The 20,010-nt window shown below is 61.6% G+C and carries 16 protein-coding genes and 2 pseudogenes; 14 read left to right on the top strand and 4 right to left on the bottom strand.

What is annotated here, in order from left to right:
- Positions 1–392: 392 nt before the first annotated feature.
- Positions 393–767, bottom strand: a complete 375-nt coding sequence (locus ACG00Y_RS07790) for a helix-turn-helix domain-containing protein (protein WP_394477573.1) — start codon at positions 765–767, stop codon at positions 393–395.
- Between the two features lie 135 nt (positions 768–902).
- Between ACG00Y_RS07790 and ACG00Y_RS07785 the strand changes: the two genes are divergently transcribed.
- The 14 genes and pseudogenes from ACG00Y_RS07785 (at position 903) to ACG00Y_RS07720 (ending at position 17,911) form a co-directional block, all read left to right on the top strand.
- Positions 903–1,538, top strand: coding sequence for a hypothetical protein (locus ACG00Y_RS07785; RefSeq protein ID WP_394477572.1), 636 nt, complete (start codon positions 903–905; stop codon positions 1,536–1,538).
- 7 nt (positions 1,539–1,545) lie between these two features.
- Complete coding sequence (locus ACG00Y_RS07780; protein WP_394477570.1) at positions 1,546–2,037, top strand: RNA polymerase sigma factor; 492 nt, start codon at positions 1,546–1,548, stop codon at positions 2,035–2,037.
- 2 nt (positions 2,038–2,039) lie between these two features.
- Positions 2,040–3,086 carry a FecR family protein gene (locus ACG00Y_RS07775; protein ID WP_394477569.1) on the top strand — a complete coding sequence of 349 codons (1,047 nt, stop codon included), beginning with the start codon at positions 2,040–2,042 and terminating at the stop codon, positions 3,084–3,086.
- 841 nt (positions 3,087–3,927) lie between these two features.
- Entirely contained in the window at positions 3,928–4,923 is a 996-nt protein-coding gene (locus ACG00Y_RS07770) for a relaxase/mobilization nuclease domain-containing protein (RefSeq protein WP_394477567.1), read from the top strand.
- Positions 4,924–5,138: 215 nt separating this feature from the next.
- Complete coding sequence (locus ACG00Y_RS07765; RefSeq protein WP_394477565.1) at positions 5,139–5,585, top strand: DUF4124 domain-containing protein; 447 nt, start codon at positions 5,139–5,141, stop codon at positions 5,583–5,585.
- 102 nt (positions 5,586–5,687) lie between these two features.
- The gene (locus ACG00Y_RS07760; protein WP_394477563.1) at positions 5,688–6,326 is read left to right on the top strand and encodes a YkgJ family cysteine cluster protein; all 639 of its coding nucleotides are present in this window, start codon (positions 5,688–5,690) and stop codon (positions 6,324–6,326) included.
- Positions 6,327–6,754: 428 nt separating this feature from the next.
- Complete coding sequence (locus ACG00Y_RS07755; protein WP_394477562.1) at positions 6,755–11,119, top strand: RHS repeat-associated core domain-containing protein; 4,365 nt, start codon at positions 6,755–6,757, stop codon at positions 11,117–11,119.
- 9 nt (positions 11,120–11,128) lie between these two features.
- Complete coding sequence (locus tag ACG00Y_RS07750; RefSeq protein ID WP_394477560.1) at positions 11,129–11,476, top strand: hypothetical protein; 348 nt, start codon at positions 11,129–11,131, stop codon at positions 11,474–11,476.
- A 1,600-nt stretch (positions 11,477–13,076) separates the two neighbouring features.
- Positions 13,077–13,521 (top strand): annotated as a pseudogene (locus ACG00Y_RS07745) (DUF932 domain-containing protein); the annotation flags it as partial.
- A gap of 150 nt (positions 13,522–13,671) precedes the next feature.
- Positions 13,672–14,949, top strand: coding sequence for a site-specific integrase (locus ACG00Y_RS07740; RefSeq protein WP_394477558.1), 1,278 nt, complete (start codon positions 13,672–13,674; stop codon positions 14,947–14,949).
- Positions 14,946–15,911, top strand: coding sequence for a tyrosine-type recombinase/integrase (locus tag ACG00Y_RS07735; protein ID WP_394477556.1), 966 nt, complete (start codon positions 14,946–14,948; stop codon positions 15,909–15,911). Before ACG00Y_RS07740 ends, ACG00Y_RS07735 begins: the two co-directional genes overlap by 4 nt.
- Positions 15,904–16,914 carry a tyrosine-type recombinase/integrase gene (locus tag ACG00Y_RS07730; RefSeq protein WP_394477554.1) on the top strand — a complete coding sequence of 337 codons (1,011 nt, stop codon included), beginning with the start codon at positions 15,904–15,906 and terminating at the stop codon, positions 16,912–16,914. The genes ACG00Y_RS07735 and ACG00Y_RS07730 overlap by 8 nt, the downstream gene beginning before the upstream one ends.
- 134 nt (positions 16,915–17,048) lie before the next feature.
- A pseudogene (locus ACG00Y_RS07725) lies at positions 17,049–17,456 on the top strand (DUF932 domain-containing protein); the annotation flags it as partial.
- A 116-nt stretch (positions 17,457–17,572) separates the two neighbouring features.
- Complete coding sequence (locus tag ACG00Y_RS07720; protein WP_394477553.1) at positions 17,573–17,911, top strand: DUF7673 family protein; 339 nt, start codon at positions 17,573–17,575, stop codon at positions 17,909–17,911.
- Positions 17,912–18,083: 172 nt separating this feature from the next.
- On the opposite strand, the gene ACG00Y_RS07715 is transcribed toward ACG00Y_RS07720, so the two are convergent.
- Genes ACG00Y_RS07715 through ACG00Y_RS07705 form a run of 3 tightly spaced genes read right to left on the bottom strand, consistent with a single transcriptional unit; the run spans position 18,084 to position 19,758 of the window.
- Positions 18,084–18,566, bottom strand: a complete 483-nt coding sequence (locus ACG00Y_RS07715; RefSeq protein ID WP_394477550.1) for an H-NS histone family protein — start codon at positions 18,564–18,566, stop codon at positions 18,084–18,086.
- Between the two features lie 59 nt (positions 18,567–18,625).
- A complete protein-coding gene (gene stbB, locus ACG00Y_RS07710) occupies positions 18,626–19,375 on the bottom strand; it encodes a StbB family protein (protein WP_394477548.1) in 750 nt (249 codons plus the stop codon).
- Complete coding sequence (locus tag ACG00Y_RS07705) at positions 19,372–19,758, bottom strand: hypothetical protein (RefSeq protein WP_394477546.1); 387 nt, start codon at positions 19,756–19,758, stop codon at positions 19,372–19,374. Before ACG00Y_RS07705 ends, stbB begins: the two co-directional genes overlap by 4 nt.
- Positions 19,759–20,010: the final 252 nt, after the last annotated feature.

Raw genomic sequence — 20,010 nt, 5'->3', positions numbered from 1 at the left:
CTGACACCAGCGCGATATCACAAGCCCTTCATGGACGCTCGCGCGTCCCCTCGGGCATCGGTTGTCACGGCGGCAGCGAATGCCGAGGTAATTTGACGATAGAAATCGAAGATGTGGTGCCCGAGTTCGCTCTGGGCGTCCCGCCAAAAAGGGCGGCTGGATGACTGGCTCTCCCTCGACAGCTGTCATCGCTGTCGACACGGCGCCAAGCGCGGAAACGTCAGCATCGTGACCCAGACCGTGCGTCCGGCTGTTGGCCTCGGATGACGGCACCCGCTGCATTCCGGAACTCGGCCCCCTCAACGCCTCGATCATTGATCGGCTGGGATAGACCATCTCCGGGCCGATCATGCTGCTGAAGCGCTGGCCAAGCTGGCGCTCTGCTGGGCCGGCTAACGGGCGAGATGCTCGCAAAACGCCTTCAGCATGCGCTTAGCGAAGGCTGCGTCCTTGGCGCTCAGGGCGTCCAACCATGTCTGCATCACGAGCGCCTCCGACGCCGGCTCCGGAGCATGCTCATCCAGCAACTCGGCGCAAGTCGAACTCAAGATGGCGGCCAGCCGCTCAAGCGTCAAAAGCGACGGGACATGCTTGCCGCGCTCAAACCTTGACAGCGTTTCCGTATCCACACCAAGCCGCTCAGCTACCCCTGCCTGAGTGAGGCCGAGTGCCTTCCGCCGCGTCGCCAGATTTCGGCCTAACCGAACGGGCAAGTCGGTTTGAGTTGCTTCGTCGAGATGCTGTCGGCTGCGCCGTTGATCAACCATTCGTGTTGGGTTGCTAGTCAACATGCATGGTTGCCTTGGACGCCTTGCTGCGCCAGAATTCAAATCGTTGACTCAAAGGTCAACGATTTGCACCGGGTCGCTGCCCACTAGGCGGCGGCGTCGAAAGGAGAAGTCATGGTCAGCCAGTCATCTGCTGCCGAGTCGAGCGAGTTCGGTACTCCCGAGTGCCTTCAGCGCTCTAGTCATTCCGCGTGGTTTACCAAGCCACTCTGCTGCAGGTACGTCCTTGCAGAGTTCAAGACCCTCGCCTTGCCCGTCCAACGGGACGGCGTGGTCGAGCAACCCCGCTGGCGCTGGGCTCTGGGTCTGTTCAAGGGAGACCAGTACGAGCTACTGGGCGCCTGGTCTGCGCAAGTGCCCGCGCTGAGCGTTGCCCAGGAACTCCACGACCGCGGTATCGAGCACATCAAGGCGATTTCCGCTGAAGACGGCGTGGACTGCACATCGACCTATCCCGATGCGGTCGCCTGGTCGGCGTCTGGCGATGCTCATGCCGCAAGCACCTTCGGCCCACGGCGCCGTGCCGCGCTTCAGTCGGCCGCTGCGACTGCTGAACGCTTGCAGGCCAGCCTCAGCCGCGCGATCAAGCGCCAGGCCCCGTTCGCGGACGAGGGTGCCGCTGCTGCCTTCCTGATGCACGCCCTCGAAAACGCCGACCGCCAGCTCCATGGGCTCCCCAAGCTGAGATTCAAGACGGCCCTGCGCCGTTCTGGCGCTGTGGGGGCGCTTGCCTCTCAGCCAGCCGCATGACCTGCCCATGACGGCAGCCTTGGTCAAGAACTTGCGCGAGACGCTGGCGCGCGTGCGCGGCGCCCTGATGCGCCGTGGCCGCAACGCGCACGAAGCCGATGACCTGGTCCAGGAAGCCTGGGTCCGGCTGGCCTGCTACGAGCGCGACCAGCACGTCGAGCGGCCCGAAGCCTTCCTGATGCGCACCGCGCTCAACCTGTCCGTTGACGCCCATCGCGCGCAGACGACCCGAGGTGACGAGGTGCTGGTCGAGGATGTCGTCCTCATCGACATCGCGCCGACGGCCGAGGCCACGCTGCTCGCCAAGGAGCGGCTCGAACGCTTGAGCCTGGGCGTCAGCCGCATGAGCGAGACCACGCGGAGCATCTTCTTGGCCCACCGACTGGACGGGCTGACCATCGTCGAGCTCGCACGGCTGCACGGCCTGAGCACCACGACGGTCCACAAACACATCGCCAAGGCCACGCTGCAGCTCACGACCTGGATGGAAGGCTGGTAGCGATGGATCGCCGTCAGGCGTCCGCCGGGGCGGCGGTGCCCGAGAGACCGGCGCTTGTGCCGAAGGACGTAGCCGCCGAGGCCGCCGTGTGGATCACCCGCCTGCATGGCGGCCACCGCACCCCGCAGATGGAGCAAGAGTGCCGCGCCTGGCAGGCCCGCTCCGCCGCACACCGCCTGGCGTTTGAGCGCTGCACCGACACCTGGCAGGACGTGGCCAGCCTCACGCTGGCGGACTACGCCAGCGCGACGGCGGCCCGTGAGCTGCCAGGCAGCCGCAGGGCAGCGCGGTCCTTGCCCTGGCGCTCAAGCCTGGCCATTGCCTTGGCGCTGGTCGCGAGCGTGATGGCGCTTCGCCCCTGGAGCGCCGGGGATGCGTACGACACCGGCGTCGGCGAACAGCGCGTCGTGGTGCTTCAGGACGGCACGCGCCTGTCGATGAACACGTCTACCCGAATCCGCGTGGACTTTGCTGAGTCCCAGCGCACCGTCAAAGTCGAGCGCGGCGAAGCCATGTTCGAGGTCGCCAAGGATGCCAGCCGTCCGTTCGTCGTCCGCGCCGCAGGCACTGAGGTCGTCGCCACCGGCACGGCGTTCATGCTTCAGACGTCGCCCACAGCCAAGCCAGGTGACCAAGCGCTCGCCGTCACGCTGGTTGAAGGCCAGGTCGTGGTGCGAAGCGCTGCTGGAGAGGGACGCCTGCTGGAAACGCCGTTGGTGATGGTGCCCGGCCAGCGGTTGCGCCTCAGCCGTTCCGATGAAGCTCAGCGCCCTGCCACGGCGACCCGTGTGGATCGGCCTCTCATGGACCAGGTGCTGGCCTGGCGGCGGGGAGAGGCCCGCTTTGACAACGTGTCGCTGCTCGAAGCGGTGGATGAGATGAACCGCTACGACCGCGTGCCGATCGTCGTGTCCGGCACGGCGGGCGAGAGGCGCGTTAGCGGCGTGGTCAAGACCGGCGACAACGCCAGCTTCGCCGAAGCCATGGCAAGTTTGCATGGCCTAGTCGTGCGCAACCATGGTGATCGGCTGGAACTCGTCCAGCCGTAGGCCGCGTGCTCAACCCAGCGCGCAGGCTGATGCGGGCCTGGCGCTGCAGAGTTGCTACGAATGGTGACCACCAAGCTAACCTCCCGGGAAGGCATGGGACGTCGTCAGACATGCATGGCGCTTCTGGGACGGACAACCCGCCGGCCTTCGGGACCTATCGCATCGGGGAGGCTGGTCGCACGATAGGGCTCATGGTCTCCACAGGGCGCGAGAGCGAGCATCAGCAGCTTGACCTGCTGGGTGCTGTCGCGACGCCGCTCACAGGGCGCCGGGCCAGTGCACCATGGAAGCCAGGGCGAGGGAACGCACGCGACCGTGTGTGCGTAGATCTGCGCGGCCTGGGTGATCGACTCCGTGCGCAGGCTCAGCGACAGCACACGACACCCGCCTTCCTGACGAGGCGCGCTGTTCTGCTGCTGCTCGATGACTACCCAAGCGGGGAGGACCCCGCCGTCGCGACGCCTGCTGAAGCCCCTGCCAGCGCAGTCGTCAAAGTCACGCTGCGCGTCTCGCGCGCTCATGCAACGTCGCTGGCCACGCGAGCGCGCGCCACCGACATGTCGCAGGGCGACTATGTGTCTTCGCTCCTTGACGGCATGGTTCCTGCCGCCATGCCTGCAGACCATTCATCGACAGTGAGGGCGCTCATGGCGTCCACGGATCGCATGGCCGCACTGTCCGCCGATCTCAACGCGTTCCTGCGGGTGCTGGGCCGAGCCTCTGTCCCTCAGCTGGAGCCGTATCGCGCCAGCATCACTTCCTTGACGAAGGATGTACGGCAGCACCTTGCGGTTGCGGCCTCGTTGGTTGCCGAACTCCGGTCAGCCAGGAGGTCAAGGAGATGACCAGTGGCCAGCAGATCGACGGCGTTCTGGTTCAGTGGGGCGAGCGGCTGTTTTACCCCGGCAATCGGATTGTCAAGTCGGCGCCGCTGCCTCGACTGGACGCGATGCTGCGGCGCAAGGCTGCCGTGATCCGAAAGCGCATCGAGTCGACGGTGCGCAGGGCGCCCCAGGTGATGGTCAAGGTGACGGGCGGTGGCCGAGGGATGGCGGCCATCGCAGCGCATTTCCGGTACATCAGCAAGAACGGCCAGCTGGAGATCGAGGACGACCGCGAGGTGGTTCGCACCGGCAAGGAAGCCGTGCGAGACCTGGCGGATCAGTGGCGCTACGGCGGTTCACTGATTCCAGAAGAAGGCCACCGGCGGGAAGCCTTCAACATCATGTTGTCGATGCCGGCCGGCACGAACGCGACGCTCTTGCAGAAGGCAGCGCGTGAGTTCGCACAGACCGAGCTCGCGGGGCATCGCTACGTCATGGTCCTGCACGAGCACCAGGCCAATCCGCATGTGCACCTGAGCGTGCGTGCGGAGGCGGCGTCTGGCAAGCGACTGAATCCTCGCAAGGCGGACCTGCAGCGATGGCGGGAGACGTTCGCCGAGAAGCTGCGAGGTTGGGGTATCGAGGCTGAAGCGACGCGGCAGGCGTCGCGCGGGGAAAGCCGGAACTTTGAGCCGCTGTGGCGGATCAAGGCGAAGGAGGAGGGGCGCCTTCGCACTGCTTCGGTCGCCATGAAGACCGGTCGAGCAGGCACGCTGAGTCGCGCCGACGCGATGGTGAGCTGGGCGCACATCATGAGGGCCCTGGCGGCGTCCGAGGTCGCAGGTGACCACGAGCTGGCAGAGCGTATTGCGTCCTTTGTGCGCGGCACGACATTCGTTCGCGAGCAACTGGGCCAAAGATCGCGGGTTCCGTCCCAGCCGGGTCTGTCGCCAAACCAGCGGCCGCTTCCTGGGGTTGACAGAAGCCGGCCGTCACGCGAAGTCAGTCGTTGACCGGCGGCCCGAGCGGCAAGATGCCCAGCCACATCGCGGCCTGCCGGAATCGGCTCTGGCAGTTTGGCGGGGCTCTGACCGCACGAAGTCACCCAGCCTGAGCGGCAGCTTTACCCCGCCAGGCCGCCGAGCGGTGATGCGGCAGTGCGGTGGGCGAAGGTGTCATTCGGTTGCCTGGAATTGCGGACAATCTGGTGATGCGAACCTATTGCGTCGTGATCCTCATTGCCGCAGGACTGTCTGGCGCGGCCAATGCCCAGCGCCTTCCCGCGACCAGCCGGACGGTTTTCAAGTGCGAAGCAGCAGGCAAGGTTGTCTACAGCGACGAGCCTTGCCCTGCGGCCAAGAGACTCGAGATCGAGCCTACCCGAGGACTGACGACGACAGGAAAAGAGGGGAAAGGGGCTGATGTCCGCCATGAGATTCACCGGGAGCAGCTCGCCGAGGCGGTTCGTCCAATCACCGGGATGAACGCAACGCAATACGAGGTGGCGAGAAAGCGCGTGTACTTGGCGCCTGAGGTTCGACGTGAGTGCGCCAGGTTAGACGCGAGCATGGCCAGCAGTGAAGCCCGCGAGCGCGCGGCAAACGGAAGAGAACTGGCCGAAGTTCAGTCCGATTTGCTGAGACAGCGGAACAGGTTCAAAGAGCTGAAGTGCTGAGTACAGCGGCGAGATGGAAAGCGACGGCAGTGCTTGCGACAAAAGAAACCGACGCGCACGTCCGGCCCTATCTCGCCATGGGAGCGGGGGAGGCTTCTGCGAATGACCAGTGACAGCGATGAAGGGAAAGATGGCGAGGCCTTGCGACTTCAGGACGCGGTAGGGCGTATTGAAGCTGTCATGGACAACGCAGCGGAAGCAAGGTTTCGCAGTACTGCGCGGCAGGCCCGCACCTCCGCAAAGCGGCTCATTTGGCTGCAGCGAGCGGCGGATATCGTCCAAGACGTCGTGCTGGCCAGCAAGGCCGTACCGTGCGGTTCCGGATGCTCCCACTGCTGCGCGATCCCCGTCGCCATCACTCAGGCCGAGGCGTTTGCAATCGCTGACTTTGCAAAGCTGCCCAGGCCAAGTCAGCCAGCCGCTGCCATCACGGGTCGAGGCGTGCTTGCACAGGAGCAGGTGGTCGAGGACGCGCGCGACGAGGCTGCCCTGGCTCACATGGGTGAGCCGTGTACTTTCCTCGTTGATGGGGGGCGCTGTTCCGTCTATCCGGCGAGGCCTTTGGCGTGTCGTCTGCATTTCAGCTTGTCCACGAACAGCGACGACTGCAGGCCCGACTACTTCGGCCAGTCGCCTCGGTTGGATGTGTTCGACCGGAACCTGGACAACATCCTCACGTTGGGGCTGTCCCAGCCGGTTGCGGATATTCGAGATTGGTTCGCACAGCGCAAGCAGGTCTGACCTGCTGCTCGTGTCGCTGACCGGCTTACCTCCCCGGGCTGTGCGCTGTATCTCGCCGTTGGCGTGTGAGGGTCAGTAATGTGCCCAGAGCCGTCATACGGGGGCTGGTCTGCAGGCCCCCTCGTCAGTTGCTCCACTGTGTCTGGGCTCCGCTTCAAGCAGCAAGAGCAGACTGGTGGCAGAGGCACAGAGGCGGTCGTCCACCCTACGACAACTTCGTACCCGAACCACAGCATCGGCGCCCCGCTTGGTACAGCTGTCGCCATCACGAACTTCCCCACAGCCGTTGAACACGGCTATTTGTCGTTACGGTTCTTTGCAAATATTCACGATTGTGATTGTTTTTGGCGGAGACGGAGGAAAACAGATAAAAATAGTAAGAGATCGACATTAACTACTAAAGGCTTAACGCCGATGAGGGATAGGCTATGAGATCCTGGTCACGATTGACCACCAAGGGGCTATTTGGCACGGCACTTTCAGCCAGTCTGGTGGCAGTACTTGCTATATCCGGGAAACACGCCGCCGCGTCCAACCAAAGCACACGCCAGGAATGCACCCCTGAAAACGGGGTTGATGACTACCGACCGGCAACCACGCCTGGCGCACAGCAACTTAACTGCGTTCTTGTCAGTGGCTCTTCGACTAAGCCCCCTACGCCGCCACAAGCGATCCGCAGAAGCGGTGAAGAGGTCGGGGTCGGTCTTGGAGACGACGCAGATTCAGGCGGAAACGCTGCTGGGCCGGCTGCGATCGATTCGATTACAGGAAGGAACGCGGCCACTCGAGGTCCTTCCTGTGGAAATCCCGTCCTTTTAGCTAGCGGGAACAAAGTCGAGTTCGAGACGGATATTGCGATTCCGGGAAGATATCCGTTGATGTTGACCCGCACATATAACGCGAATGCCAGTGTAAACGGCATGTTTGGCCGTAGCTGGAGTACGCCATTTGATCGTCGCGCAACGTTCGGTAGTTACGTTAGCGGAGTCCCAACCTTAATCACACTCATTCGCGCAGACGGTTCGCCAATGCGTTTCTCCCATGATGCACCAGGTAAATGGGTGGAGCGACCGGATCGCGTAGGAACGCAGGGACAGGTTCGCACCATAGTCCAGGTTGGCTCGCAGTACATATTTACTGATACCGGGGGAAGCGTCGAGACCTACGCTGGCGGCGGATCGATTCTGTCCAGCGTAAGCGCAGATGGTATTGGATGGTATTTCTCGTATGAAAACCAAAATTACGATTCGTCTACGAGGACGAATCCAACACTAATTCGAGTTACTCATACAAGCGGAAGATACTTTTCATTCTTTTGGGATTATTTCCCTGTCTCCTCGTGGGCCGGTGTGTATAGCGACTATAAGCTGGTTACCAAGGTAACCGATTCCGCCAGTAACACGTTTCTCTATAGCTACTCCCGAGATGGATCCGGCAACCTTCACTCCGTCACTTATCCAGGTAATGACGTCGTAAGCTACCACTATAGAATAAGCAATTATTTAAGTTACTTATATCTTGGTAAATCCATCAATAATGTGCGGTATTCAACTTTTGATTACGACGAGTTTGATCGAGCAAAGTTGTCCGAACATGCGGGCGGCGTGGAGCGGCACACATTTACTTACGGCACTGACGGTTTAACTACCGTCACAACTCCTTCGGGCCGGACGGTGCAATACAAGTTTGATTCTGCCGCTCAAACGCAAAGAGTAGAGGCTGCTGCGACCAGCACGTGTCCGCTTTCGATTACTTCGATTGCCCGACCAAGCTCCCAGGTAGTTACTACGACGTCACCGAACGGTGTGGTTCTTGAAACAGTTCTAGATACTGCCGGCTACGTGCGTCAAGAGGTGCGCGGGAAAGGGACGCCTTTAGCACAAACCACCGACTACACATGGGAGGGATCGCCGCTCCGACTTACGCGCGTAACAACGCCCTTAACGCTCACAGAGTATGCGTACGACCCCAAAGGTCGGGAACGCCGACGCTCGGTTGCATCGCGGTCCGCTGCTGCCACAGCACCGCTTGTAACCACCACTGATTACGTTGACCATGCGAATGGATTTGTCGCCACGATGGTTGTGGACGGCCCAATCAGCGGCCCCGGCGATTCAGCGACATACAGTTATAACACCTCAGGCGACCTAGTCAGCATTAGTGATTCTATAGGCACCACCACATACTCTAACTTCACTTCCAACGGACTCCCTCAAAACATCACCGATACCAACAACGTCGTTACAACACTGACCTATGACGGACGCAATCGGCTCATTTCAAGTTCCACGGCGGGGATCCTGAAGAGTTGGAGTTACAACGTGAACGGGGACATTACATCAAGCGTTGGGCCGGATGGTACTCAGATCATTTGGCGTTATGACGCAGCACTTCGTCTAGTCCGAATGGAAATGCGAGATAACTTTGATCAGTCATATTATAACGATGCTCAGGCTTCAAAGCATTACCTTGATTTCACGCTAGATAATCGAAGCGATGTAACGCGGGTAGAAACCAGCCTTGACCGGTACACACGGCCTCCCAACTGCACTAGCCCCTATGGCTGCCAAGGCTATATACAGCAATCCAGCCTTTCCAGTAGAAGGTACATTGATCGAGACAGCGATGGGCGTGTCTCGGCCCTAAGGGGAAACAACGGGGAGAAGACTGCCTTTAATTACGACGCAGAAGGGCGCCAGGAGAATGTGCAAGAGCTGTCCGAGACGGGGGCGCTGCTAACCACAGATTTTTTCAAAGACGCCTTGCGGCGGCCTTATAGAATCCAAAATCCGGCGGGCGGAGTCACTATCGTTGGATATGACGCAGAAGATCAAGTTATTTCGGTTGCCGACCCGAAGGGGGGCGTAACGACTTATACAAAGGACGGTTTGGGTTTTGTCACCCAGACTTCCAGTCCGGACACCGGCATCACTACAACGAGCTATTTTCCAGATGGCCGCGTTGAGCGAATCACACGCGCCGACGGGACGATAACAACGCCAGGCTATTATCCCGATGGACGCCTGTCCAACTTAACGTCAAGCCGAAGCGGCTCATCGATAAATCGTAGCTTTACTTACGACAACTGTGCTTACGGCAAAGGGCGTTTGTGTAAAGTCGTTGAGGGTTCGGAAGAATTAAGTTATGCCTATACTCCTTGGGGTGCGCTTGCCACCCAGACGGCAACCATACAGGGCCAAAGCTTCACAACTACCTGGTCTTATGACGGCAGGGGCCAGCTCGCTAGCCTCACATATCCAAATGGATTTCGGCTTCAGTATTCTTGGCGAGACGGGAGGGTAAGAAGCATAACGGCGTACACAACCGGAGGTGTAGCTGCCTCTGCGTTATATGGTACTCCGTACCAGCCGTTTGGCCCTCCAATCTTCGGAGGAATAAATTATGATCTTGATGGGCGCATCAGCCAAACAGCGAATACTAACGGCACCGCGACAGTCAGTTATAATCGACGCAACCTGATTCAAGACACGGGAAACCTAGGGCTAAGCAGCCTTACCTATGATGAACTTGGTCAGTTGCGAACAGCGAGCGATGGCACCGGCTTAAACGCCACATTTAACTATGACGCCAATGGCAACCGACAAAGTGTTATCTACACACCGGGCGGCAGTGTCACCTACGCAGTCGCGCCAAACACGAACAGGTTGACTGCCGTGACCTCTTCCTCCGGCGTCCGTAATTTCATTTACGATGGCTCGGGCAATCTCACGCAGGATCAGCGCAATGGAATTACTGACTGCCATCGGTATGACGCCTTTGCGCGACTATCGCAGTTCGAACGCTATAGCGGCACTATCAACTGTGCGAATCCCGGCGTGAGCGCAGCTACCACGGCGAGTTACTTATTCAACGGATTGAACCAACGTAGCTATAAGCAAGTGGGCGGTGTCGGGACACGCTTTGTATACGCGCCGAACGGTGAACTGCTCTACGAAATATCCACTAACGGATCACAACGAAGCTATGTATGGTTCGAGGGTCGGCTGCTTCAGGTAAATACTAATCCTGTAAGTCACAATAATACACATACCGTCTACAGCGACCATCTCGGGAGGCCAACGCAGGCAGTCAATTGGTCGTCGGGCATGACAGTCAAGTGGGCAGCAACGCTGCGTCCGTTTGATCGCACGGTTACCACGGACTCCATCGGAGGACTCAATATTGGGTTCCCGGGGCAATACTTCGACACAGAATCTGGGCTGTGGCAGAACTGGCACCGGACATATGATGCAAGCCTTGGGCGGTACACGCAATCCGACCCCATCGGCCTTGCTGGCGGCCTCAACACGTACGCATATGTTGGTGGCAATCCAATTAGCCTATTTGATCGGACTGGACTTAGGCCAGATGTAGATTGTTATGCGACCATCGAAGACGCTGGGGTGACCGCAGTCCAAGACATTAATCCCACCTCAATTAAGTCAGGCAAAGAGTACGCCGGACGCATTTATCAAAACGCCAACGGAACGTATTCTTATACCAAGCCAAACCCGGGTGGTGAAACTTGGTCTAGAGCAGGCCCCATGAATGCCAATACAGTCGGGGATTACCATACGCATGGCGCTAGATTGAGCGAAAGCGACAATTACTTCTCGACTGGCCTCAATTCAGACATAAGTAATATTGCTTTTAACGCACGTGGCCGGCCTGGATATATGGGGTTTTTGGGTGCGCCAAATGGGTCTATAAGGGCATATGATCCCTGGAAGGCAAGGGAATATAAGGTAACGAAGAAGCCGGGTGGGCCTATTGCTTGTGGTTGCGGCAAGTAGGACGCAGCTATGAAGGCAATCCTGGCCATGGCATTGGCGATTTTGCTAACTACGTCTGCATTGGCTCAGACTTCAGAGCAAAAGACTAGAATCCAGGAGATTCAACGAGCGTCCTCCATTGCCTATTTGGACTTTTGCAATCATTTGGCAAAGGAAGATCCAACGAGGTCGGAGGAAGCGAGGTTTATTTCCAATATTTCCAACTACGAAATGACCATTTCTTTTGAGGGTAAGGGAAAATATGTTGTGGTCTTCTCACCAAAGATCTTCCGGGGAGAGCGTTTTTTCGGCGGTGTCGCAAGGTATGAAATTGACGCGAACACCGGAAGTATTTTAAAGTTTGCAATGATGAAATAGAATCATGCGGCGATTATGCGCCCAGTAAGTTGGGGCTATTGAGCCTAACGCCAATCCTGTCGAAGGTGGCAAGTCGTGCTTCCAGCCTTACCGGTGAGCAAAATCCAGGGTTATCTAATAGCCGTCCCCGTCAAGCGGAAACAAGCGCTCCTGTACTGCAAGAGCGGTCCTTGTCCCCTCCAAGACATATAGCTGGACACCAACGGTGCTTTCGAGGTCCGACAGCATCTTCGACGCGGTTGACTGTGTCAGGCCGGTGGCCTAGGCGGCGTGAAGGATGGGCACATGCCTGCCACGTTCCAGCAGCAGGATCATGTGTCGAGTCTTGAGGTAAGACCGAAGAAAATTGTCGACATTTAAATCGGTCATGGTGCTCTGCTATTTGGATGCAAAGATTCGCCAGTTGGACGAGGACCTCGGAACGCGCTCAATGAAACTCAGGCACTCGCGTTTTACCAACGCTGGCGGAGAACTGCTCTAACATGCTCGCATCATCCAGACGCAGGCTACAGTTTCAGACGGCGCGCTAGGAACATTTGATGGGTAGTTGGCTTTAAGCCCAGCAAGCATGGCAGTCCTCGGCCATCTCTGTTCGATGTACGGACTTGCGAGGTGATACCGAACAGCATTGCAGCTGCGGCAAGAGAGATTCAGCCAGTCATCTATCCCGTCACGGCAGGCGCAATGCTGACGGGTCTACTGCCTCGAAGGGGCTGGCTAGCAAGGCGATTGCGAGTGGCAAGACTACGCGGCATGGAACCGGCAACGCAACGGCGCGCATCCTGCCGCTCGGGGGGAGGGGCGAAAAAGCCTGCCGCCGGCCATGCTTTGGCAACCCATGGGTTATGGCGAGCCTCCTGCTGCTTCCCGACCAATTTCGGCTCTGGGCACATGGCCGCCGCTCGCTGGCTCGCCGTCGACGGCTGCATCTTGAGCGGTCTCAGATCTCTGCGGGTCACGCAGCGGGCAGTCGGTCCAAACGTTCCCGTCCTGGGCAGCCTAATCAAGGCGCGGCCCTCCCGCGCTCGGGGACCGCAGGCAATCTCCTTCACGCTGCGCATGAAAGGCCTGCTTGGCGAACTGCCCGGTCCTGATCAACTGCGCTGCGCGCTGACCCGGCCAGATCGCCACCCCGAGCGCCCGCCAAGCCCGAGGCCGGGCCGCTCTTGAAGTGTTCGCCACGGCTCGACCGTCGCGCCAGTCGCTTCGCTTCGTGTCACGCCGGTCGCAGAGCCGCCGTGGCTCGTGGTCTTTGGGCTCCTCTGCTGCACGCGCTGCGCCAGGCAAGCTGTCACATCGCCCGCTGGGCTGCGTCGCCCGTGATGGGGCAGCCTGTGCGCAGGTCGTCCCACCGCGCTCCCCCCACAACCCCCGTCCCCTTGTGAGGGGGACTTGTGGGGGGATCTTCTAGCGGTGGGCCGGGAAACCGGCGCACTGCTTCGGCTGCAGTTCTGAACATCCATCCCCAACCCCTTCCCGCCGGAAGGGGCCATGCCCACCCCCCGCCCGCCCGTGGGCGGGAGCGAGGAGTCCGAGCAAGAGGATCAGCATTCAGGACTTCAATCCGGAGCCCGGCTGGCCTCTCCCAGGATATCTCGCCATGCATTCGACCCATCCGACCCTGGCCACCCGTTTTGCTGGCCGCACCACCCAGGTCATCCGCAGCGCCGAGCCGCTCAGCGAAGACCAAATGCGCGCGGCGGCGCCGTCCATCTTTGCGCTGGGCAAGCACGTCAGCCGATCCGACCGGTACACCTACATCCCGGACCATCGATGTCCTGCGCGGCCTGCGCAAGGAGGGCTTCGAGCCCTTCATGGTGGCTCAGGGCGCCAGCCGGATCGAGGGCAAGGCCGAGTTCACCAAACACATGATCCGCATGCGCCACGCTGGCCAGGTCCAGGCCAAGCCGGAGGCCAACGAGATCATCCTCATCAACAGCCATGACGGTGCCAGCTCGTACCAGATGCTCGCTGGGATGCTGAGGTTCGTTTGCTGTAACGGTCTGGTCGTCGGCGACGTGGTCGAAGACATCCGCATCCCTCACCTATGGATAGACATCAACTACGAGTAGCTGGTGATCGCGCACCCGCGGTGCTCGTTGCTCATCGCCTGTCCTGTCAATCATCTGGCATGAGCAGCTATACGTAGTTCCTGACTTCGCATGCACTGGCGGCTCCACTAACTGGAGATCGTCATGGTTGTCAAACCTGTCCCTTTCGACACCGTTGTCCCGACCAGCAGCGCCTCACTGCTGACCGAACATAGGCCTACCTACCGGAGGTATTTGGTCGACCGCGGCTACGCGGCTTCCTACATCGAGCACTGCGAGGCCGTGGTCACGCGCCTCGATCTATGGATGATCCAGGCATGCAGGCGCATGGGTGATCTCAACGAGACCTTGATCGCAGAGTTCCTGTACCAGCGTGTTCCGCGTCGGCGCGCTGCTATGCCTGGGGGGCGGCGACCCGATGATCACCATGCTCCGCTGGTTCATCTGCTGGTCGTTCTTCGCACGGCTCTCGCTGTGCCGCCGAAGGCGCTTGACACGACTCCCGTAGGGGAGGAACTGCGCCGGTTTGATCACTACCTGTCCCACGCGCGCGGCCTGGCGCGTAGCACTCGCGAGAACACCCTGCGCATCATCGGCCGACTCCTGCGCGAGAGATTTGCTGGTGACGCCATCAATTTCGATGCGGTGACCGCATTGCACGTTCGCGGCTTCATTGCCGAGCAGGCCAAGACGCATACGACGCCCCTGAGCCTGAGCAGCGTCGTATCCAGTCTGCGTGGCTACTTCCGTTGGCGCTCGACGCAAGGGGACAGTCTTCACTCCCTGGCCGGTGCGCTGTCAACGCCGGCGAACTGGCAGCAGGCCTCGTTGCCGACTTCGCTCAAGCCAGCGGAGGTCGAACAGCTTATCGCTTCACTTGGCCAGTCGGGGGCGTCGATACGTCGTGCCGACGCCATGGTGCGTTGCGCCCTGGACCTGGGCCTGCGCATCGGCGAAGTCGCTCGCCTGAGCCTGGACGACATCGACTGGGCTGCCGGCACGATCACATTGCGCCGGACCAAGTGCCGACGCGAACACGTGATGCCCCTGCCCGTTGCCACCGGTGACGCCATCGTCGCCTACCTGCGCAGCGAGAGGCCCAAGACCCTGCACCGCATGGTCTTCGCCAGTCACAAGACACCTCATGAGCGTTGTATCGGATCGGCTGTCGTCGGCAAGACCATCCGCGAGGCCTACGCGCGGGCGGGCCTGCCCCACACACGACCACACCTGCTGCGCCACACCATGGCCAGCAGACTGCTCGCCACGGGCTCGTCGATCAAGGAAGTCGCCGATGTCCTGCGGCACCGTTCACTGAACGCCACGCGCGTCTACGCCAAGCTCGACAGTCGTCACCTGTTCGAAGTGGCGCTGCCATGGCCTGGTTCAGTGGCCCCCAACACCACCGGGAGCCAAGCATGACGAACGACGTGATCACCCTCGTCGAACGCTACCTTGCTGAACGGCAGCGTCTCGGTTTTGACCTCAGGCACTCCGGCTACTGCTTGCGCAGTCTTGCGCGGCATGTCCAGCGCAGCAACCATCTCGGCCCGTTGACGCTCGAAGTCATGACCCAGTGGGCGGCGCAAGGGCGGTCTTCGATGCCAGGATCCTTGCACATGGCTCGGCGAATGAGGCGCCTGCGTCCCTTCGCGCGTTGGCTGCTGCAGTTCGAGCCGGACACCGAGGTGCCGGACGAGGCGGTCTGCGGGCATCGGCCCGTACGGGGAACGCCACACATCTACAGCGATCAGGAGATAGAGGAACTGCTGGCTGCCGCGCGGCGCCTGGGGCCGCCGTCCAGCATCCGAGGCTTGCTGTACGAGACGCTCTTCGGCTTGCTCGCGAGCACAGGGTTGCGGATTTCAGAGGCGCTGGCACTGCGCCTGGCCGACGTGGATCTGCAGCAAGGGGTACTCACCATCCGGCGAACGAAGTTCGGCAAGTCGCGTGCAGTGCCGCTGCATCCAAGCACGACCCAGGCACTGCGCGCATATCGCGCCGGTCGCGACCTGACCGGTGCTGCCTCGGGCGAGGACGAGTACCTGTTCATCGGTCTGCGAGCCGACATCCTGGGCACGCCATTGGCAGGGCACCAGGCCAGGTTGGTATTCGCCGGTCTGCGCCGCGAACTGGGCTGGGTCAATCGTGGCACCCACCATGCGGCACGCATCCACGATCTCCGGCACACGTTCGTCGTCAGGCGCGTGTTGCTGTGGCAGCAGCAAGGGGTCGACGTCGACCAGACGATGCTGTCGCTGTCGACATACCTCGGACACGCGGGCGTCGCCGACACGTACTGGTACCTGCAGGCGGTGCCCGATCTCATGGCGGTTGCCGCGCAGCGGTTTGAGGCTTGCATGCCGGAGGTGTGCGATGCGTGAGGCCACCATCAAACCGCCAAGCTTTCCGGCGATCGTCCAGCAGTTCTTCACCGAGTACCTGGTTGCACAACGGGCGCTCAGTCCGCAGACGGTCTCGTGCTATCGGGACGCCATCAAGCTGTTCCTCGGGTTCGCGGCCGCGCGACTGCGCAAGTCGCCCGCAACCATGCTGCTGGCGGACATCACGCCGGAGTTGATCCTGAGCTTCCTGGACAACCTGGAGGCGGAGCGACAGAACTCGGTGCGAAGCCGCAATCTGCGGCTGACGGCGCTGCGCACATTCCTGAAGTTCGCCGGCCGGCGCGACGTGTCCGCGTTGCACTCGATCGAGCGTGCGCTGGGGGTGCCGATGAAGCGCTTCGACCGGCCGATGCTCGGCTACCTGAGCCGGCCCGAGATCGTCGCGGTGCTGGGTCAGCCTGGCGGCGAGTGGACATCACAGCGCGACCACCTGTTGCTCACGCTGCTCTACAACACCGGCGCTCGCGTGTCCGAGATCATCGGCGTGCGGGTTGACGACGTTGTGCTGGACGGTGCGGCCTGCGTCCATCTGATGGGCAAGGGCCGCAAGCAGCGATCGGTGCCACTGTGGAAATCCACGGTGGCAGCGGCACGGGCCTGGTTGCGTGGCAATCCGCAACTGCGCGGTGACTCAGCCCTGCTTCCCAATCGATCGGGCCAGGCGATGACGCGCTGCAACGTGACGCAGCGATTGACTCTGGCGGTCGGTCGCGCCACGGCCGAGGTCCCCGGCCTGAAGGGCAAGCGGGTTTCTCCCCACACCTTGAGGCACACGACAGCCATGCATCTGTTGCAGAGCGGTGTGCCCTTCAACGTCATCGCGCTGTGGCTCGGTCACGAGAGCACGAACACGACCCACCGCTACGTTGAAGCCAACCTGGAAATGAAGGAGAAGGCCCTGGCTCGGCTCGAGGCCCCGGACATCAAGCTCACGCGTTTCCGTGCCACCGACGAGCTGATGAAGTTCTTGGAAACGCTGTAACTATGGCAAGACCCACACGCCCGAAATCGGCAGCCAACCCAGGTGGGCAGAGGCGGGCGTGTGTTCGAACTATTCGTAGTTGATGTCTATTCATAGGTGCGGCCATGGATAGCTACTCATAGCCCCACAAGGGCAACATTCAAGGCGAAGTCATCGAAGGCGCGTTCCGCGTGCTGGAGGAGTTCAGCACCGTCGAGGAACACACCGAGGGCATGAAGGCGCTGCAGCTGGAGCCCGGCGAGCAGACGGCATTCGCCACGGCAGCCCTGGCCTTGCGTTTCGGCGAGCGGACCGAGGGCCAGCCGCCCGCGCCGGTGACGGCCGAGCAGCTGATCCATGCGCGGCGGTTCGAGGACACCGGCCACAGCCTGTGGACCACCTTCCAGCGGGTGCAGGAGAACGTCATCCAGGGCGGGCAGCCTGGCCGCAGCGCCCATGGCAAGCGCATGCAGACCCGACCCGTGCAAAGCATCGACCGGGGCGTGAGCCTCAACCGGGCGCTGTGGATGCTTGCCGAGGAGATGCGCAAGCTGAAGGCTTGAGCCTCTCCGTCTGCCACCCTGCGCTGGATTCACCCCTCGAATCCAGCGTGAGCACAACCGGCGCGCGGCCCGAGCATGCAGCCAGGCCGGCGCCAACCTCCAGCCAGGAGATCCTCATGGCCACCTCGACACTGGACATCATGGCCCGCTGCGCGGCCCGGTCGCAGAAGGCGAGCTCGCAGGCCGAACGGGCATTCGCACGACTCCTGAAGATCGCCGAGCAAGGCGACTCGGGACAGACGCGCCGCGTGGCGGCATTCATTGCCGGCACGTTCAATGGGCGGACGTTCCCGTTCAATCTGTTCGAGTTGCGCGCGGTGGACGTCGGCATCAGCGACGACATGCTGTGCTGCCTTGATGCGCTGCGATGGGCGCGGGCCGATCTCTACACGTTGGTGCCCAACGGCGAAGCACGGGTGCGCGAGATCGTCCGGCGCCTGCGTCAGGCGAGCTGACCAGATCGCAGCCGGCCGCACAAAAGAAAAGCCCCGGGCATTGCCACGGGGCTGCAACCGGCAGGGCCGGCCTGCTCAGGGAGGAAAAGCAGGGGCTCACTGAAGAGCCGCCTGCAGTGTGCCAGCCCTTGCTAAAGCTGAGCTGGGGCGGCCCTGGTGGCCGCTGTGCTCGTTAGGACTCTGCAGTAGTAGCCGCTGCTGCGTCAGTCGCCTTCTTGCGCGCCGGACGCTTGGCGGCGGCCTTCTTGGGCGCTGCCGCAGGGGCAGCCTTGTTGGCTGCGGGCTTGCGACCTGGCTTGGCTGCCTTCACCGCCTTTGCTGCCTTAGGCGCGGCGCCGACAAGGAACTCTTCGAGAGACTTGCCAGCGTCCAACGCCTCTCGGATCCATGCCGGGCGCTTGCCCATGCCGCCCCAGGTGTTGCCCGAGCCGTCGGCGTACTTCGGCGGCCTGTCGGCCTTGGTCCTGACCTTGGCCTTGGTCGCACGGCCACTGCCAGTCGAGGTGCTGCTCGCCGGGCCGAACAGGTCGTCGGCGGTCAGGCCGTGTTGCGCCATTTCCTTGCGAATACGGACGACGGCGGCCGAGCGAACGGCGTCGACCTGTTTCTGGAGTTTTTCAATCTGGCTTTGGATCTGCGTCAGGGACTTGGCCACGTAATGCTCCGGGTGAATAACGCGAGCAGTCTAGCCAGGAATGCTGAAAGCGTTGAATTTCAGAGTACCAACTGCGGCGACGCGTCACTCACCAAACCCTCGAACAGCAGCGACTGCAAGTCCAGGGCATCAAAGCACGCATCGAGTTCTGGCAGCACGCCGCGAGCCAGGCGATTCATTGCGAGTGTTTGGGCCAGTGCAACCTTTTCGCCGGTGCTGCCGGCCTGCGCAATGAGTTTCTTGTAGTCGGTCGTATCGGCCGCCAGCGCTTTGAGGGACTTGTCGGTGGCCCGAAGGAGCGCGTAGATCTCGTTGTAGCGGAGGCAAGCCGCGAGCCGTGGCTCGACGGCCTTGGAGGCGTTGCAATATGCGAGCAGGGTCTCAAACACCCGTTCCACAGGTCCGTCGTCGTTGACCTGGTTGAAGACCAGCCGCACACGACTGGCAGGAACGCCAATGCGGGCCAGCTCGGCCAGCGTGGCCGCAGAGTCCTGCTGCTGTTTGCGTGCCGGCACCGTCGGCACGATGTAGCCGTCGAAGTCCAGGTGGCTGCCTTGGTAGCGTTGCATGAGCAGGAGCAGCTCTTCGACGTTGCTGGCGCCGATGTCGACCACGACATTGGAGGCGGTCTGCAGAAACTCCTGCAGTTCGGCGAACTGTCGGCCGCGCACGGTTTTGCCTTGCGCGTCGTCGGCATTGATGCTCTCCACCGCGATGACCTCGCAGCGGGGGATGCGTGGCGCCAACAGGTGGCGGGCGATGGTGCTCTTGCCGACGTTGCCGGAGAAGTTGATGACAGCGAGTTTCATGGGATCTCCTGGGACTTGAGTAGAGGATTGCTGGGGTTGGCGCTGAAGAAGGCCTCAGCGACGTCTCGGCCGCGCAAACCGCCTGGCAGGTCGTGCGGTGCTGGGCGGGGCCCGGGCGCGAGTGACTGCCGCGACGCTGCAGGTGTCGGAGGTGCGGGTGGCGGTCCTGGCGCTGAATGCAGTGCGCTGCCGACCTGACGAGTGCGCAGTCGCTGCACTTCCCGGCGCAGCGCGCTCGTGCTGGCCACGACGCCGACATCAAGCAGCGCTTCTCGGATGGCTTCGTAGGTGTAGCCGGCGCCGCGCAGCGTTGCAATGTCGGCGGCGTACGCCGCAGCCTTGCGGTCGATGCGGCCGGGCGGGCGTTTAGGGTGCAGCTTCATGCAGCGCTCTGGACTGGTGAACTACCAATCTAGGTGCGCTGAACGTCGGCGAGCGAGCTGGATTCGGGGCAGAAAACCAGCGCGTTCGCGGCAGAACGACGGCGCCTGGCTGCCGGATCGGTGTCATCGGCGGCGGCTGCGCGGCGGCTTTGCGTCGGCTACCAGTCACAAGCGGCGCCTGTGCGGCGAATGGGCAGCGGGTCCGGCCGCCAGCGCGTCGTCTTCGGCGCGGGTGGGCGCCGCTTTGCGTCG

Origin of the sequence: Pelomonas parva, assembly GCF_043555835.1 — a bacterium.
Taxonomy (GTDB): domain Bacteria; phylum Pseudomonadota; class Gammaproteobacteria; order Burkholderiales; family Burkholderiaceae_C; genus Pelomonas; species Pelomonas parva.
This window is presented reverse-complemented; position numbering and strand designations above follow the sequence as displayed.

Coding starts and splice junctions, on each gene's coding strand:
- ACG00Y_RS07790 (WP_394477573.1), bottom strand. CDS start 767: ATGGTTGATCAACGGCGCAGCCGACAGCATCTCGACGAAGCAACTCAA.
- ACG00Y_RS07785 (WP_394477572.1), top strand. CDS start 903: ATGGTCAGCCAGTCATCTGCTGCCGAGTCGAGCGAGTTCGGTACTCCC.
- ACG00Y_RS07780 (WP_394477570.1), top strand. CDS start 1,546: ATGACGGCAGCCTTGGTCAAGAACTTGCGCGAGACGCTGGCGCGCGTG.
- ACG00Y_RS07775 (WP_394477569.1), top strand. CDS start 2,040: ATGGATCGCCGTCAGGCGTCCGCCGGGGCGGCGGTGCCCGAGAGACCG.
- ACG00Y_RS07770 (WP_394477567.1), top strand. CDS start 3,928: ATGACCAGTGGCCAGCAGATCGACGGCGTTCTGGTTCAGTGGGGCGAG.
- ACG00Y_RS07760 (WP_394477563.1), top strand. CDS start 5,688: ATGACCAGTGACAGCGATGAAGGGAAAGATGGCGAGGCCTTGCGACTT.
- ACG00Y_RS07755 (WP_394477562.1), top strand. CDS start 6,755: ATGAGATCCTGGTCACGATTGACCACCAAGGGGCTATTTGGCACGGCA.
- ACG00Y_RS07750 (WP_394477560.1), top strand. CDS start 11,129: ATGAAGGCAATCCTGGCCATGGCATTGGCGATTTTGCTAACTACGTCT.
- ACG00Y_RS07740 (WP_394477558.1), top strand. CDS start 13,672: ATGGTTGTCAAACCTGTCCCTTTCGACACCGTTGTCCCGACCAGCAGC.
- ACG00Y_RS07735 (WP_394477556.1), top strand. CDS start 14,946: ATGACGAACGACGTGATCACCCTCGTCGAACGCTACCTTGCTGAACGG.
- ACG00Y_RS07730 (WP_394477554.1), top strand. CDS start 15,904: ATGCGTGAGGCCACCATCAAACCGCCAAGCTTTCCGGCGATCGTCCAG.
- ACG00Y_RS07720 (WP_394477553.1), top strand. CDS start 17,573: ATGGCCACCTCGACACTGGACATCATGGCCCGCTGCGCGGCCCGGTCG.
- stbB (WP_394477548.1), bottom strand. CDS start 19,375: ATGAAACTCGCTGTCATCAACTTCTCCGGCAACGTCGGCAAGAGCACC.
- ACG00Y_RS07705 (WP_394477546.1), bottom strand. CDS start 19,758: ATGAAGCTGCACCCTAAACGCCCGCCCGGCCGCATCGACCGCAAGGCT.